We start from the raw sequence: 17574 nt of genomic DNA, 5'->3' as shown, positions 1-17574 counted from the left end.
CGCACCGCCGCGCGGGGTGTCCTTACCCCGCGCGTTTTCCCGCTACACCAAAAAGGCACGGATGCGCTCCGTGCCTTTTTGCTTTTCGTTTTCTGCTCTCTGCTTTACTTCACGAGCATCATTTTCTGGGTGGCGGTGTAGTGGGCAGAAGAGAAGCGGCAGAAGTAGAGGCCGCTGGCCACGTGCCGTCCGCTCTGGTCATCGCTGGCCCAGGCATATTGGTAGCGTCCTGCACTCAGCGTCCCGCTGTAGAGCGTCTTCACCAGCCGTCCCTGCAAATCATACACCTCCAGCCGTCCGAACGCCGTGGCCGGAATGTCCAGCCGGATCCGGGTTTCCGGATTGAAAGGATTCGGATAGTTGGGGAACAGCTTGTATTCGGTCGGCAGCACGCTTTCGCCCTGCGCCACCGCCAGGTCAATCGTCACCACCAGCGGCGCGGACATCACCTGCGCGCCCGTATAGTGCACACCGACTTTGTACGTAACGGTTCGGCCATTGGGCAGCGGCTGGTCGGTGAAAACCGTATCGGCCAACTGCTTGGCAATCAGCGTGTCATTGCGGTAAACGGAATACAGGATGCCCGGATTGAATGCATAGTCCTGACACTCGGGCCGCCGCCAGCTTAGCGTGACCGCGCCCATGTTCTGTCCGGCGGACAGTTCGCGCGCCGGATCCAGCCGCCAGGCATCCATGAACACGGTGTTCATGATTCCCGCGTCGATCTCCACCTGATCCACCCGCGCCCGCTCATAGCCCGCCATCTGCAAGACTCCACTCGACGGCGCCGCGGGCACCGAATCGATCACCAGCGGTTGCGTGCCGGAGGCACTCATCAGGCGTCCCGCAAACCGCACGGTGCGCGTCGTGCCTTCCGCCGGCGGCGGATTCAGCGATAGAATCAGCGTCACCTGGCCGTACTCTGTAACGTGCCCCGTGGTGACTCGCAGGGCCGCCTGATCCTGCACCGGCCACGACCAGTCGCTCAGCACCGTGCGCTGCACCTGAACCCCGGTGTTCTCGGCGGGGTTTTCCAGTCCGACGGTGCATGATCCCGAACCGCTTAATGAGCCATACAGGAAGCGCATCTCGCAGTCGCCCGTGGCTGTGGGATAGAATGCCGGATCGAGCAACTGCACTTCCCACGTATTCACCAGATGGTTGGGCAGCAGGCGCTGGCTGACAAATTCAAAAATCCAGCGGCCACCCGCACTGTCGAAGTAGCTGTACTGGCTTTCCCCAAATCCCCGGTCGAAATCACCCCACAGCGGTGCAATGATTCCCGGAGGATCGCCGGCGGAATCGGACGGAATGCGCGTGTTGATCCGGCCCGTCTCCCGGTGAATTCCCGGCAGCATCCAGCCGTTGCAGTTGACCGTCAGACTGTCCGTCAGCCAGCCATAAAAGATCATCGGAAACGGCGCGGCAAAGAAGGCCGCCGAATCAGCATGCGGATACGTGAACGCGGTGCCGTGACCGCCACCCGAGGGCCTTATGTCCACCCAGTCATAGGGACAGGGCAGAGCGCGGTCAAAGCGGTCATACACCCGGTAGCCGTAGGCATCCGCCGGGCTGGGCTCGCACATCGCAATCGGAAGTGTCAAAATCACATGCGTCGTATCCGCGGCGGTCACCGTCACCGTGGTATCGGCGTCGTAAATCCGCGGTGGAACCGTGGCCACCGAATAGCGGATATGCACCGAATATGGATTGATCGGCAGCGACTGCACGAACTGGCCGCTCGCATTGTTCAGCAAGGTATCGAGCGGCGTTCCGGTAAAACTCACCCGCGCCCCCGCCACAGGAAAACCGCTCTGCGTAATCACCGTGCCCGCCAGAATCCCGGACGGTGTCGGCGGCATGGTCAGACTGATGTGTACCGTATCTTGGGCGACAATCTGCACGTTCTGCTGAATCTGCGTCTGGTAGCCGAACTTGGTGTAGTTGACGGTGTAGCTGCCCTCTTCCACCACGACAAGATTATAATATCCCGCCGCATTGCTCAATGTAAACCCGGGTTGCCCCACCGCCTGCACCCGCACGCCCGGCAGCGGATCGCCGTTCGCCAGCGTAATCGTGCCGTCCACGCGTCCCAGCGCCGACACCGACACCACCGCCGCATAGGCATCCACCATGCCCATGCCGAACGTGTTGTCATCGCCCTGCGGACCATAGTCGGCGTCGATTGCGGTGTTCATCAGGGCTTCTTTGATGGTCAGCACGTCGCAGTTGGGACAGGCTTCGCGCATCAGCGCCACAATTCCCGCCACGTGCGGCCCGGCCATCGACGTGCCGCTCATCGTCGTATAGCTGTTATTCGGATAACTGGAGTAGACGTCTACGCCCGGCGCTACGATTTCCGGTTTGATCGCCGCCGCATTCGGGGCGCAGCCCGAAGGACCGCGGCTCGAAAAATCGGCAATCGGATAGGGGGCCACGCTGTCGGATGACAGATCCACCGCGCCAATCGAGAACATCTCGGTGGCACTCAGCGCAAAGCGCGCCGGCGGACGCAGCGAATTGGCGGACGGGCCTTCATTGCCCGCGCTCCACGTCACCACCGGCCCCGCCGCTTCACAATTCAGAATCGCCGTGTTCCAGTTGGAAAAGCAACTGCCGTCGGGAAGTCCCCACGAATTGTGGATCACGTCGGGGACGTCGTCGATGGTATTCGCATTGCCGTCCGGATCGGCAAACCACTCAAACGCGTCGAGCACTTCCTGCGTCATATCGCCGCCGTTGTCGATGGCGTTGCAGGCAATCCACTTGGCGTCGGGAGCCGCGCCCACGGTAATCGTGTCGCCATTGGTGCGGATTTCCCGCCCGCACATCGTGCCCATCGTATGGGTGCCGTGCCCCCAGGTGTCGTACGGGGTATCCTGCTGCCCCTGAATGTCCCGGAAGCACTGGTCGTGCGGTGCGTCGTTGCCGCGCCAGCGGCTGGCCAAGGCAGGATGCAGACCGTCCACACCGGTGTCCAGTCCGGCCACCAGCCGTCCGTGTCCGGTGATCCCCAGTTCGCGGTTTACCCGTGTCGCCCCGGTGGCTCGCTGCCCGACCGGAATCGCCTCGTTATCCAGAGTGCCGAAGAAATGCTGGCGCAGCGGCCCCCGCACCACCGGTTCAATCAATTCGGTCCGGTAATCGAAGCCGATGGATTCCACCGCCGGGTCGGTCGCCAGCTCCAAAATTGCCTTCGCCCCACAGGAGAAGGTGATCAGGTTCTCGATCCAAAAGGCTCGATAGTTTCCGATCTCGCCTGCGGCTTTCATCCGGTCCAGACGCGCCCGCACGGGTGGCTGTGTTTCGGCGGCATTGGCCTTCAAGGCCTGGATGACCAGCCGATGCCGCTCGGCCAGCGGAGCCTTCCGCAGATGCAGGTCCCGGTCAAGAGCCCGCAGGTCGCGGGGCGAGTGAAGTTTGACGATTACGTTGAAGCTCTGATTCGCTCCCGCCGTCGTCAACGCGCTTTCCAATGCAGGTTCCAGCTCTGCGGCGAGCAGCGCCCCCACACAGAAAAGGGAGAACAGGATGCACGACACCATGGACAGTTTCACGGCAGCTCCCTTCCGGTCAAGTTATGAGTCTGCAAATGTAGAAGAGGCTGCCCGACCCTCGGGCAGCCTCTTGTCGAATGTTTTGCTTATTTCACCAGCATCATCTTCTGCGTGGCGGTGAAGTGCGGTGACGCGAAGCGGCAGAAATACAAGCCGCTGGCCACCTGTTGCCCCACGTCGTCGTGGCTGTTCCAACTGTACTCGTAGTGCCCTGCCGTCAGCAGTCCGCTGTACAGCGTCCGCACCAGCCGCCCTTGCAGATCGTACACCTCCAGCCGGCCTTCGGTCGTTGCAGGAACGTCGAGACGGATGCGGGTGTCCGGGTTGAAAGGATTCGGATAGTTGGGGTAGAGCTGATAGACCGTCGGCAGAGTGCCGAGCGGCAGCTTCGCCGAAAGACCAATCGTCACCTCCAGCGGCGCATGAGCCCGGCCATAACGATAGACCGCTTCCACCTTATAGGCAATCACGGTGCTGTCGGGGAACGGCTCGTCGACGAACATGCTGTCGGTCATGGCCGATGCCATCAGCGTATCGTTGCGGTAAACATTGTAGCGCAGCGACGGCAGCGCCCGGAACTGCACCGACTGCGGCGAGTTCCAGCGCAGCGTTACGGCGTGGCCGGCCTGCGTAGCGGAAACGTTGGACGGTGGGTCGAGGCGCCACGCGTCGACCGTCATCGTGTTCATCTGGTTGGGAAGAATCACGTGATGATCGAAACGCGCCTGCTCGTAGCCGTCGATAAACAGCAGACCGCTCACCGGGGCCGCCGGCACCGAATCGGCCACGAAGGCTGTGGGATAGGTCGTGTTCACCGTGCGTCCGCCGATCACCAGCCGCAGGGCCGTGCCGTCGGACGGCGGCGGATTCAACTGCGGAGTAACGGTTGCCTGGCCGCGCTGAGTGGCGCGTCCCGTGGTGAAGCGCAGCGCCGCGCCGGTTTCAATCGGCCAGGACCACGAACTGAGCGTCGTGTTGTGGATCACCTGAATGCCGGTGCTCCGCGAGGGATTCTCGATGCCGATGGTGCTGCTGAACGGATAGTTCAACTGCATCACGCCGTACAGGAACAGGATGTCGCAGTCGCCGGTGGCCGTCGGACGGTACACCGGATCGAGCAGTTGCACCTGCCAGTTGTGCAGCGGGTTGCTCGGAGTGGACAGCTTCTGATTGTTGAACTGCAGCACCCAGCGGCCGCTGGCCGTGTCATAGTAGCTGTACTGCAAATTGCCGTTGCCGTTGCGCAGGTCGTTCCAGAACGGCGCGATAATTCCCGCGGGCGCGTTGGGCGCGGAACTGGAATAGGGAATGGTAAAGTCCTGGTTGCCTGCTTCATGATGCACACCCGGCAGCATCCAGCCGTTGCAGTTCACCGTCAAGGTATCCGAACTCTGCCCATAGAAGGAGAGCGGGAACGGCGCGGGAAGGAACGTGCCGGAGTCGGCATTGGAATACGTGAATTCCACGCCCGGACCTTCCAGCCCCGGATCCAGTTCGAACCAGTCGTACGGACAGGGCAGATCGCGGTCATAGCGGTCATACACCCGGTAGCCGTAGGCGTCCGCTGGGCTGGGCTCCACGATGTCCACGCTGATGATCAGCGAAGCGTGGGTCGTGTCCCCCGCGGTCACCGTAACCACCGTATCCGCGTTGACGGTGCGCGGCGGAGTGAGGTTGATCGTAAACGTGATGTGCACATTGTACGGATTGGCCGGCAGGATCTGTACGAACTGTCCGGCGGCATCGGTCGTCAGCGTATCCAGCGGAGTGCCGGGGAAATTGACGCGCGCGAACTGCACGGGAACGCCGCTCTGCAGCACCACGGTCCCCAACAGCACTCCCGAAGGAGTGGGAGCCATCGTCTGGCTCAGGTGAACCGTGTCGCCCGCCACGATCTGCACGTTGTTCTGCGTGATCGTCTGATAGCCGAACTTGGTGTAGTTGACACTGTAGGTGCCTTCCTGCACCACCACGAGGTTGTAGTAACCCGCCGTGTTGGTCAGCGTCGTGCCGGGCTGCCCCGTCGCCTGCACCTGCACACCCGCCAGAGGATTGCCGTTGGCCAGCGTCACATAGCCGTCCACGCGGCCCAGCGACGAAATCGAAACCACCGCCGCGTAGGCGTCCACCATGCCGTGACCGAAGGTGTTGTTCTCACCCGCCGGCACATAGCCGCTGTCGTTGGCCGTATTGATCAGGGCTTCCTTGATGGTCTGCGGGTCGCAGTTGGGACAGGCTTCGCGCATCAGCGCCACAATTCCCGCCACGTGCGGACCGGCCATCGAGGTGCCGTCCATGTACTGATAGCCTGTGCCCGGAACGGACGAAATCACATGCACGCCGGGAGCGACGACTTCCGGCTTGATGGCATTGGTATTCGGCGCGCAGCCCGACGGGCCGCGGCTGGAAAAACCTGCGATGGGATACGGCGGCGTGCTGTCCGCGGACAGATCCACCGCGCCAATCGAGAACATGTCGGTGGGCGAGAGTTCGAAGGTCGCCGGCGACCGCAGCGTCTGCGCGCTTGGGCCTTCATTGCCCGCGCTCCACGTGACCACCGTCCCCGCGGCTTCGCAGTTCAAAATTGCCGTGTTCCAGTTGTTGAAACAGGCGCCGTACCCCGGCATCGAGGTCGTCACGCCCCAGGAGTTGTGCACCACGTCGGGCGAGTCGGCGACCGTCGTGGAGTCGCCATCCGGGTCCGCCAGCCACTGAAACGCATCCAGAACGTCCTGCGTGAACGGAGAACCGACGCCCTGATTGATCGCGTTGCAGGCGATCCACTCCGCGTCCGGAGCCGCGCCGATGGTCAGGGTATCCCCATTGGGCAGAAACGCGCGTCCGGTCATCGTGCCCATCGTGTGCGTGCCGTGCCCGCCGCCGTCGTTCGGCGTCTGCGTGCCCGTGCCCAGCACATCCAGCCAGCACTCGGCATGGGGATGGGTCAAGCCGCGCCAGCGGTCATGCAGCGCGGGATGAGTGCCGTCCACACCCGTATCCAGACCGGCAATCAGTCTGCCGCGTCCGGTAATGCCCAGTTCACGGTTCACCCGCTGCGCGCCGGTGGCGCGCTGGCCAACCGTCACGGCGTCGTTGTCAAGCTGCTCGCCCCGTTGCTGGCGGATCGGTCCGCGTGCTACCGGGTCGATCAGCGCGGCCTTAAAGTTGTAGCCGACCGATTCCACCGCCGGATCCGTCGCCAGCGCCTGCATCGCCTCTGCTTTGCCGGAGACCACGATCAAATTCTCGATCCAGTAAGCCGTGTAGCCTTCCACCAGCCCTTGAGCCTTCATGGCTTCCAGGCGGGCGACGACCGGCCCTTGGGTCGCGGCGGCGTTCTGGTGCAGCGCGTGGATGACAATCCGGTGGCGGTCGGCCAGAGTCGCATGCCGGGCATGCAGCTCCTGGTCCAGCGCCTGAATGTTGCGCGGATTGTAAAGTTTGACAATCACACTGAAGGTCTGCGTGGCGTCGGCCCTGAGCAGATTATTTTCGAGGGCGGGTTCCAGTTCCGCAGCGTGCAGAACTCCCACACCCAAAAGCGTAACAAGGATGCAAATCCCAAAGAGCAGTTTCACAGCAGCTCCAATTCTTCCTGATAGGGTATCTATTAAAGGATCACGGGCTGCCCGCTTCCGGGCAGCCCGTGAAGTCGGGTCTATTTGACGAGCATCATTTTCTGGGTGGCGGTGTAGTGGGCAGAAGAGAAGCGGCAGAAGTAGAGGCCGCTGGCCACGTGCCGTCCGCTCTGGTCATCGCTGGCCCAGGCATACTGGTAGCGTCCTGCACTCAGCGTCCCGCTGTAGAGCGTCTTCACCAGCCGTCCCTGCAAATCGTACACCTCCAGCCGTCCGAACGCCGTGGCCGGAATGTCTAGCCGGATCCGGGTTTCCGGGTTGAAGGGATTGGGATAGTTGGGGAACAGCTTGTATTCGGTCGGCAATACGCTTTCGCCCTGCGCTACCGCCAGGTCAATCGTCACCGCGTAGGGGGCCGCGGCGGCCTTGCCATAGCGATACACGGCTTCAACCACATAATGTACCGTGCTGTCGTTCGGCAGCACCTGATCGGTGAAGAAGGTGTCCGCCAGCGCGCCGTTGCGCAGCACACCGTCGCGGTACACGGCATAGCGCAGCGCCGGATTGGCATGGAATTCCACCGACTGCGGACGCGTCCAGTTCAACACCACCACGCCGTTGTTCTGCGAGCCGGAAACCGACCGCGGCGGATCGAGCCGCCAGGCTTCCATCGCCACGTTGACATTGCCGTTGGGCGGAACCACCGCATGGTCCGCGCGTCCGGCTTCGTAGCCGGCCATCCGCAGCACACCGCTGACCGGTGCCGCCGGAACCGAGTCGGCGCCCAGTGTTGCACCGTACGTCGAACTGATCAGACGTCCGCCGATGTGAACCGCCAGCGGCGTGCCGTTGGCCGGAGGCGGATACAAGGACAGCGTGATGCCCGCATGGCCCACCTGCGTGGCCCGACCGGTCGTGAAACGCATCGCCGCGCCACTGGCAATCGGCCAGCCCCAGGTCTGAACCGTGCTGTCCTGCATCACCTGAATACCCGTCGTCTCGAGCGGATTCTCGATGCCGATGGTGCAGGCCGAAAGCCAGCCCATCGGGCCGTACAGGAACAGGATATCACAGTCGCCGGTGGCGGTCGGGTAATAGGCCGGATCGAGATAATGCACTTCCCAGTTGTGCACGTAGCCGGTCGGCCAGGACAACTGCTGGGCAACAAACTGGAAGATCCAGCGGCCATTGGCCGAGTCATTGCGCACATACTGCCGCGCCGCGCTAACCGGCCGCACGTCATTCCAGAAGGGCGCGATGATTCCGGGAGGATCACCCGCCGAGTCCAACGGAATGCGCGTGGCGACACGCCCGGCTTCGTTATGCACACCCGGCAGCATCCAGCCGTTGCAGTTCACCGTCAGGGTGTCCGAGAGTTGGTTGTAGAAGGAAATGGGGAACGGAGCGCGGAAGAAGTTGGCGGCATCCTGGCCGGGATAGGAGAAGGCCGTGCCGCCGCCGTTCTGCGCCGGATCCAGATTCACCCAGTCGTACGGACAGGGCAGATCGCGGTCATAGCGGTCATACACCCGGTAGCCGTAGGCGTCCGCCGGGCTGGGCTCCACAAGATCCACATAAGCCGGGAAGGTCACATGGGTCGTATCGCCCGCGGTGATGGTAACCGTGGTGTCAATCGTAATGCCGCGCGGCGGATTGATATTCAGCACGAACTCGATATGCACGGCGTAGCCCGTCGCCGGCAGCACCTGCACAAAGCGTCCGGTCGTGTCCGTGATCACCGGAACCAGCGGCGTTCCGGGGAACTGCACGCGGGCGTTGGCCACCGGAGCGCCGCCCTGCAAGGTAACGCGTCCGGCCAGAACTCCCGTCGGCACCGAATTCATGGTCACGTTCAGGTGGGTCGTGTCGCCTTCCACGGTCAGCACGCTGTCGTGCAGAATGGTCTCATAGCCGAACTTGTAGAAACGCAGCGTGTAATAGCCCGGCTGCGTCGTGCGCAAATTGTAAAAGCCCGCGGTATCCGTGGTGGTATGGTTGGTGGTCGTCATCGCTTCCACCAGTACGCCCGGAACCGGAGTCCCGGCGCTGGTCGTCACATGGCCGTCCACCCGGCCCAGGGAGTAAACCGCCGTCACGGCGGCAAAGGCGTCCACAAAGCCGTGGCCCCACGTATTATCGTCTCCGGCGGTTCCGTGATCGATCGCCGTATTGATCAAGGCTTCCTTCAGCGTCTGCGGATCGCAATCCGGGCAGGCTTCGCGCATCAGCGCAATAATACCCGAGATGTGCGGTCCGGCCATCGACGTGCCGTCCATGAAGTCGTACGAGTTATTTGGCAGCGAAGAATAGACATGCTGGCCCGGAGCGACAATTTCCGGCTTCATGGCATTGGTATTCGGCGCGCAGCCCGACGGGCCGCGGCTGGAGAAGTCTGCGATCTGGTACGGGGCAATGCTGTCCGCAGACAGGTTCGCCGCGCCGACCGAAAAGACCTGTGTGGGGCTGAACTCGAACTTGGCCGGTGAGCGCATGCTGCCGGCACCCGGGCCTTCATTGCCCGCGCTGAACACCACCACCACGCCCACCGCTTCGCAGTTGACGATTACCGTGTTCCAGTTGGCAAAGCAGTTGGTATAGGTCGGGTCGTTGCCAATATTGGCAAACACGCCCCAGGAATTCTGAATCACGTCCGGCATGTCTTCCACAGTGGTGGAATCGCCGTCCGGATCGGCGAACCATTCGAAGGCATCGAGGATATCCTGATCCAGCGCACGGCCTACACCCTGGTTGATCGCGTTGCAGGCGATCCACTCTGCGCCCGGAGCCGCGCCAATCGTCAGCGTGTCGTTGCCCGTAACCGCCTGGCCGGTCATGGTGCCCATCGTATGCGTGCCATGGCCGCCGTCGTCCTGCGGCGAGTTGGGCGAGGTGCCCAGCAGGTCCAGCCAGCACTCGGCATGGGGATGAGTCAAGCCGCGCCAGCGATTATGCAGTGCGGGATGGCTGCCGTCCACACCCGTATCCAGACCGGCGATAATCGTTCCCCGGCCCGTAATCCCCAGTTCGTGATTGACACGGGTGGCGCCCGTAGCGCGATGTCCCGTGGTCACGGTTTCATTATCCAGCATAAAAGGCACGTGGTGGCGAATCGGGCCGCGCGCCACGGGGTCAATCAACGCCGCCTTGAAGTTGTAGCCGATGGATTCCACCGCCGGATCCGTCGCCAGAGTCTGAACGGCTTCGGCATTTCCTGCGACCACAATCAGATTCTCGATCCAGTGAGCCGTGTAGCCTTCTACCAGGCCCCGCATCTTCATCTTCTCCAGCCGCGTCAACACCGGGCCCTGGGTCTCTTCGGCATTGAGGTGGAGCATATGCAGCACGATCCGGTGCCGGTCAGCCTTGGATGCCTTCTGCGCGTGCAGTTGCTGATCCAGCGCGATAATGTCGTGCGGATTGTGAAGTTTGACGATCACACTGAAGCTCTTGCCGGGGTCAGCGTTCGCCAAAGCGTTTTCCAGTGCAGGGTCCAGTTCAGCGGCGAGGAGTCCTCCCACACCGATAAGGGAAACAAGGATGCAAATCCCAATAAGCAGTTTCACGGCAAATCCCTTCTAAAGGCTAAATTGACAAGCCCTTGCAAGCGGCTTGTTCTTCTGATGCTCCAATGCTTAATAATACCAATTTTATAGACCAAGCTCAACATCCAAGACACAGATTGCTGCAAATCCTAATTTTTGGCTCCAACCCGCATTTGAGTCTTGTAAAATATGATAGTTGTAATCCGAATACAGGGTTCTGGCCGGGCAGAACAGGGAGGAAGCTTCAATGGGCGGCTCTCGCCCGTCCAACTTCAACCTATGCCACGCGTCAGCCCAAACATGCCACTAACCGCACGCTCCGTCGTGCCGGATTCTTGGTGCGCCTCGCGGCCCCCTTACGAAAACTAGCCGGCACGCTCCGTCGTGCCGGATTCTTGGTTCTCGGTTCGCGCCACGGCGGAGCGCGGCACCTAGTCTTGGAGAGGGATGCCGCACGGGAAAAGCGGGACCGCGCGGTCTTCCGCGCTGTCCCCCCGCCGAAGGCGGCCTTGGGATCCAACGCCCCGCGTTGGGTGCAGGCGTCACGCCTGCCTATAGCATTATTTATGCCATGTCGTTTTGCAGCCTGCCGGAAAGGGATAAGTTTGGCCCGGTCAGATTTTGCCGACCATGCCTCCCGGCTACCGCTTGGGCCCGGAAGTTCGCCGCAAAGGCGATGCAATCTATCGGCTTAATACTGTAAAAACAACCAAATCATCGAAATCGCCTGTTTCAATATGGTTTGAGTAAAAGGGACTGAAGTCTTGTGTGTCTGAGCTATGCTTAGTATATTAAGTCTGTTCTGAAAGACTTACTCTTGCCTGAGAACAGTCTAACACCTCGCATTATCAACTGCCGGAGAATGCATGAAAAAGGTTTTGGTTTTGGTGACTCTACTGGCCGCGCTCTGTACATTCGCGCTGACCAGCCCCCAGCCCTCGGTGATGCCCCTGTCCAGCCCGGACAAGAACGCGCCGGAACAGGTGACAAAGAAAGAGGCGACCTCTAATCCGGTTGACGCAGCAGCCATGGAACGCGCGCGCGTCGAAGAAGCCCGGAAAGTCGAAAGTGAAATGAACGCCGCGCAGCAGCACGGCAAGTCCGGTTCTCTTGATAATTGTGCGATCCCCTTCCCCGAAGGGTTTGAAGGCAATGGCACCACGTTGCCGGCGTGCTGGCAGGTGTTCGACGTCAATAATGATCTGAAGACCTGGACCGTCTATACCAGCAGCGGCTGGCAGCATGGTGGCACCTACCATCTGCGTTACACCTATCATAGCACGAATGTGGGCAACGATTGGGCGATCAGCCCGGCCGTGAATCTGACCGGCGGAACCACGTATGCCCTGAAGTTCTGGGAGCGTGTTTATAGCTCCTCGAACCCCGAAATGTGCGAGATCCTGTACGGTACGTCGCAGACGGTGGCCGGTATGACCAACGTCATCACGGCAGTACAGACCTACACCAACGCGACCTACGCTCAGGTGACCTACACGTTCGTCCCGGCAGCGTCCGGAACATACTATATTGGCTGGCATGACGTCAGTGCGGCCAACAAGTATTATCTGGCCCTGGACGACATCACGCTTGACGCCATCGTCCCGGACAACTTCGCTACCACCAGCATCACCAATCCGCTCTCCACGGTTCGCTATGATCCGTCCGCGTCCGTGCCGGTGACCGCAGTTGTCCAGAATATGGGCACGGCAACCGAAGCGGCCACGGTCAGCTATCAGCTCGCCGGCGGCGCGATCATTTCCGAGCCGACAGGTGTGCTTGCTCCCAATGCGACCGAAACCCATACCTTCGCAACCCCTGTAACTCTGCCCGCCGCCGATGGCACCTACCTGCTTAAGGTGTGGACCGATCTGGCTGGCGATGTCTATCACAACAACGACACGTCCAGTGTCAGTGTTCGTGTGCTGAACTGCACCACGCAGGTTCCGAACTGCCAGAATTTTGACGCGATCATTACCCCGAATCTGCCCGACTGCTGGGCCACCGGCGGCACGGCTCCCCTGTGGAGAACCACCGCCACCAACCACACCACGCCCAATGCGATCACATCCTACTATGTGAGCAGCACGCAGCGCGACGCCTGGCTGTGGTCCCCCGCTTACTCCCTGACCGGCGGCGTGGCCTACCAGTTGAAGTTCTGGTACAAACTGGAAAGTGCCACCTATCCGCAGACCATGGAAATCAAGTACGGCGCCGGACAGAATGCGCCTGCTATGACCGAAGTGCTTCTCGCCGGCACCGCCTACACCTCGGCGAGCTGGGTTCAGGTCATCTACTCGTTTACCCCGGTAGCCAGTGGCAACTATAATATCGGCTACCACATGATCACCGGCACGGCGAATTCTTACTACGGCTTCTTCATGGATGATGCGTGCATTCAAGTTGCCCCGGCTACCGGCCGCTGCTGCTACCTCGATGCCAATCACCACGGAGCCTGTGCGGACAACCTTGAAGCGGATTGCAACGCTCTCGGCGGTTCGTGGACGGCAGGTTTGACCTGCGCCACCGATCCCTGCCAGACCGGACGTTGCTGCTACGCCAACTACTCCGGTTGCGGCGATCTTCAGCAAATCGAATGCACTTACCTGGCCGGCAACTGGACCGCCGGTCTGACCTGTGCGGCCAATGCCTGCCCGCCCCCTCCCCCGGCTAACGACCTGTGCGCGAACGCCATCCCCGTCGCCATCCCGTCCCAGACGGCCGGCACCACGGTCGGCGGCAGCGAAGACACGGCCCCAAGCTGCATCGTATCCAGCAGTGCACCCAACGTCTGGTACACGATGGTCGGCAACGATCACCGCGTCACCGTCGGGACCTGCACCTCGTCCTATGACACGCAGATCCGGATCTTCACCGGCACGTGCGGCAGCCTTACCTGCGTCACGGGTGATGATGACGCCTGCGATTCTCCCAACGGCAATGGCTCGCGCGCAACGTTCTGCACCGATCTGGGCGTCACCTACTATATTATGGTCGGCGGCTGGAGCGGCGCGAACGGCACGTTTACCCTCGATGTCGCCGACGGCGATAATTGCCACATCAACTGCGCCACCTACGCGCCGTGCGGCACCCCCACCGAAACCGAGTCGAACAATACCTGCCAGACCGTTGACGCTCAGGTCCTGACCTGCGACGCCACGGTGTACGGTACGATCTGCCCCGTCTCGGATGTGGACTACTACTCCCTTGATGTTCCCCCGATGAAGGTCCTCACCGTCTCCCTGTATGACGGCGACGCCTGCGTCACGACACCTGCCGTCATTTCGGCGGTGGACATTCTGAATGACACCTGCGGCACCATCAGCGCCAATCAGCACACCGGCTGGGCCATCAACAACCCCACCGCCAACACGCTGTATTACAAGCTGAAGGTTCACGGCGATGGCCAGAACGCTTCCCGCTACCGCCTCGCCGTCACCTGCTGTGACGTCACCAACTACCTCCAGCATCCCATCGTGATCGGCCCCGGCTTCCACTTCCAGCAAGTCGTCAACACCTGCTGCGCGACGGTGGCTGTGGACTCGATCTACGGCGGCGGCTGCGGCCTCGGTACCCTCTGGGGAGCTGGCCCGGGCGTCATCTTCCGCTACACCATCGAATCGGCGGCCCAGATCACCATGTCGGCCAACGGCACCGCCGACCTGCAGATCTACGTGTTCACCGATCCGGCCAATCCCAAGGGCTCCTGCGTCGGTTCGCGTGACGCGGGCAATCCCGAGACCCTGACCTTTGCCGGAATGCCTGCCGGAACCTACTACGTTCAGGTGGACGTCTACTCATCGACCCATAACGCCTGCGGCAACATTACCTTCACCATCGACAGCGACGTTGCGCTGCCGGTAGAACTCGATGGAGCACCCGCCGCAACGGCAGGTGATGCCTCGGTCATGCTGAATTGGGCCACCGCCTCGGAGACCAGCAACAGCCGCTTCGATATCGTTCGCAACGATCATGTTGTCGGACGGGTAGAAGGCGCGGGCACCAGCCCGGTTCGTCATACCTATCGCTTCACCGATACCGGCCTGGCTAACGGCACCACCTACACCTATACGCTTCGTTCCATCGCGGTCGACGGTTCGAGCCATGATCTGGCTTCCGTCAGCGCCACGCCGACCTACGGCGCGGGCATGGTTACCGAATATGCTCTTCGCCAGAACTACCCGAATCCGTTCAACCCCACCACCAGCATCGCGCTGGATCTGGTGGAAGGCGGCTTCGTCAGCCTGAAGGTCTACAACCTGATGGGTCAGGAAGTAGCGTCTCTGGTGAACAATGCCATGGATCAGGGCCGCCACGTCGTCAGCTTCGACGCGTCGAACCTGTCCAGCGGCATCTACTTGTACCGTCTGTCGGTCAACGGTTTCGTGGCCGAAAAGAAAATGCTTCTGATGAAATAGTCTACCCCTGGGGATGGGCTCCTGCCCGTCCCTCTCTGCGGAAAGACTTCGTTGGATAAGGATGTGAGAGGGTACAAGCCACTGTACCCGCGCACCTCCCGAATTCCACCTCCCACAGAGACGGATTTCACGTAATTAAGGGCGACCCTCGGGTCGCCCTTATTTTTTGTCCTACTCTAATATTATCAAAGTATCCGCCGTAGGAAACCTTTCACAAAAACCCCTTTGCTGTGTGGACGTGCCATGTTCCAGAAAGAGTCCCTCTAACCGAGGCGAGTTTGCCGCTTCGTGCCTCTATTCTTATATTTACTGACCCGGGATCGTAGTCTTAATGGGTTAGAAACAGGATGATAACATCCTCATAGAGGCCTTGCCTTTTTTTATCAGACTACTTGAAGGTCTTGTGAACCCTACCTACGGTTAGTATATTAAGACTGCTTACTAAGCGCGGGCCTCGTGTGTCCTATGGATTCCCCACTGTTATTCCATAAACCGAGGAGAGACCCATGAAAAAATTGTTGTTAGTGTGTGCCGTTCTGGTGGCCTTCGCCTGTATGGCGTTTGCCGCAGAACAATCCGACTACGGCCTCGCCAAGCAGGCCATGGAGCGTCAGGCAAGCGGTGCTACCCTGTCCAAGGCCGAGCAAACCCTTGTGGACACGTACTTTGGTTCCCATGGTTCCAGCGGCTCGCTGGATGCTTCGGGCGGTCCGGATCCCGCGTATTACTATTATGTAGACAATACCGGCGCGGATACCGTGCAGTATTCCTGGATCGAACTCTGTAGTGATGCTACTGCCAGCGTCGTTATGACGGGCGGAGATGATGTTTCCAACTCTATCTCCCTTGGAATGACCTTCCCGTATTATGGCACCAACTACACCACCGCTTGGGCCAGCTCCAACGGTATGCTGTCCTTCAACGCGACAAACACCGCCTACTCCAACTCCTGCATCAGCAGCACCAACACCAACTCCGCCATCTACGTCTACTGGGATGATATGCTCCAGGTGGCGGGCGTGGCTCCCGGCACCTGCACCAACGGCGCCCTCTATTACAAGAACTTCGGCGACTACACGGTTGTCGAATGGCATCTTTTCGATCCGTACTCCGGCACAGGCCTGACCTCGGTCGAATGTATTCTCTGGACGTCGGGTATGATCAAGCTCCAGTGGAATTCGCCCGAGTATACGCACACCTCGATTTCGGCCACCGTCGGGATCGAAGCTCCGCTGACCAACGGTCTGCAATACCTCTGCAACACCGCTGGAATCGTCGGCGGACGCGCGGTTGTGTTCTATCGCAACGTGCCGCAGTATCCCGAACTCGGCGTTTCGCTGCTGGCCCCGTGCGGTGCCAACTTTATCGGCGACCAGATGCTTCCGGTCAGCTTCCGCGTGACCAACAACGGTCCGGTGACCTCCGTCCCCTGCACCGGGTATTACAGCATTGATGGCGGCGCCCAAACCGGATCTGCAGCCATTCCGGCGATCGCCCCCGCCGCCTACTATGATGTCGCGTTGGGCAATGCCAGCTTCGTGATCGGTTCGCACACGGTCAGCGGCTGGTTCCTTCCCCACGACAATCCCTCCGGCAACGACTCGACCTCGTGCGCCGTCACGGTCATCGCTCCGTGCCCCTATCCGAACGTCGACAATGAGCAGGTCAACAACATCCCGTGCAATGTGGATGTCCCGACCGTTGCCTGCGGCGCGTTCTATTGCGGCAACGTGGGTGCGGCCAACGATGTGGACTTTTACAAGATCGTGATCACCGAGCCCGACACGCTGAAGATCAACGTCTTTGCCAACGCGACCCCGGGTTACTGGCCGCAGGGCAAGGGCCTCGATTCCAAGGTCACGCTCTATGGTCCCAACTGCGATTCGCTGTATTACAACGACGACTTCAACGGCTCCAACGGCAACCCGGCCGGCTTCGACAGCGGGATTCGCACCATCTGTATGAACCCCGGCGTTTATTATGTCAAGGTGTGGGGCTACAACACGTCCTTCGGTCCCTATGTCCTCAATGTGAACTGCGTGCCGTGCTATGGTCCGTGCGTTCCGGATCAGTTTGTCACCCTGACTCCGAATGACGTCAACTTCCCGGCTCCGCAAAGCGTCTCGGCCTGCGCGCATGTCGCCTTCGGAACGGTGACCCAGATTGTCGTGCCGGTGTCCGTGTCGCAGAACATCCCGGTGGTGACCATCACGTCGGGCTGCTGCAACGACAATTCGTCGCAGCCGCTGTCCGCCTGGGTGCTTGGCGCATGGATCTACAACCCCGCCACGACGTCGTACTCTGCTACCCTCGCCCCGGCTGACGGTTCGACGGGCTGCGCCGTGTGCATTCACCTCGACTTCGTGTTGCCGGTGGAACTGCGGACCTTCGAAGGTGTGGCCGGCGACAACAGCATCAGCTTGAGCTGGGCCACGGCCTCGGAAACCAATGCCGATCGGTTTGAAGTGCTGCGTGACGGTCA

5 protein-coding genes are annotated in these 17574 nt (G+C 60.9%); 2 read left to right on the top strand and 3 right to left on the bottom strand.

Annotated elements, in window-relative coordinates; translation table 11 throughout:
* Positions 1–104 precede the first annotated feature (104 nt).
* The 3 genes from VGL38_14140 to VGL38_14130 all read right to left on the bottom strand — a co-directional run bounded on the left by VGL38_14140 (position 105) and on the right by VGL38_14130 (position 10698).
* Positions 105–3557: a S8 family serine peptidase gene (locus tag VGL38_14140; GenBank protein HEY3296566.1), complete on the bottom strand. Its 3453-nt coding sequence runs from the start codon at positions 3555–3557 to the stop codon at positions 105–107.
* 86 nt (positions 3558–3643) lie between these two features.
* On the bottom strand, positions 3644–7135 hold the full coding sequence (locus tag VGL38_14135) for a S8 family serine peptidase (GenBank protein ID HEY3296565.1): 3492 nt from the start codon (positions 7133–7135) through the stop codon (positions 3644–3646).
* A gap of 80 nt (positions 7136–7215) precedes the next feature.
* A complete protein-coding gene (locus tag VGL38_14130; protein ID HEY3296564.1) occupies positions 7216–10698 on the bottom strand; it encodes a S8 family serine peptidase in 3483 nt (1160 codons plus the stop codon).
* An 845-nt stretch (positions 10699–11543) separates the two neighbouring features.
* Between VGL38_14130 and VGL38_14125 the strand changes: the two genes are divergently transcribed.
* Together VGL38_14125 and VGL38_14120 are read left to right on the top strand one after the other, a co-directional pair.
* Entirely contained in the window at positions 11544–15092 is a 3549-nt protein-coding gene (locus VGL38_14125; GenBank protein ID HEY3296563.1) for a choice-of-anchor J domain-containing protein, read from the top strand.
* Positions 15093–15598: 506 nt separating this feature from the next.
* Positions 15599–17574, top strand: a 1976-nt coding sequence (locus tag VGL38_14120; protein HEY3296562.1) for a hypothetical protein, incomplete at its 3' end; no start/stop codon positions are given.

The sequence above is a fragment of the bacterium genome (genome assembly GCA_036504735.1).
Taxonomy (GTDB): Bacteria; Electryoneota; RPQS01; order RPQS01; family RPQS01; genus DASXUQ01.
This window is presented reverse-complemented; position numbering and strand designations above follow the sequence as displayed.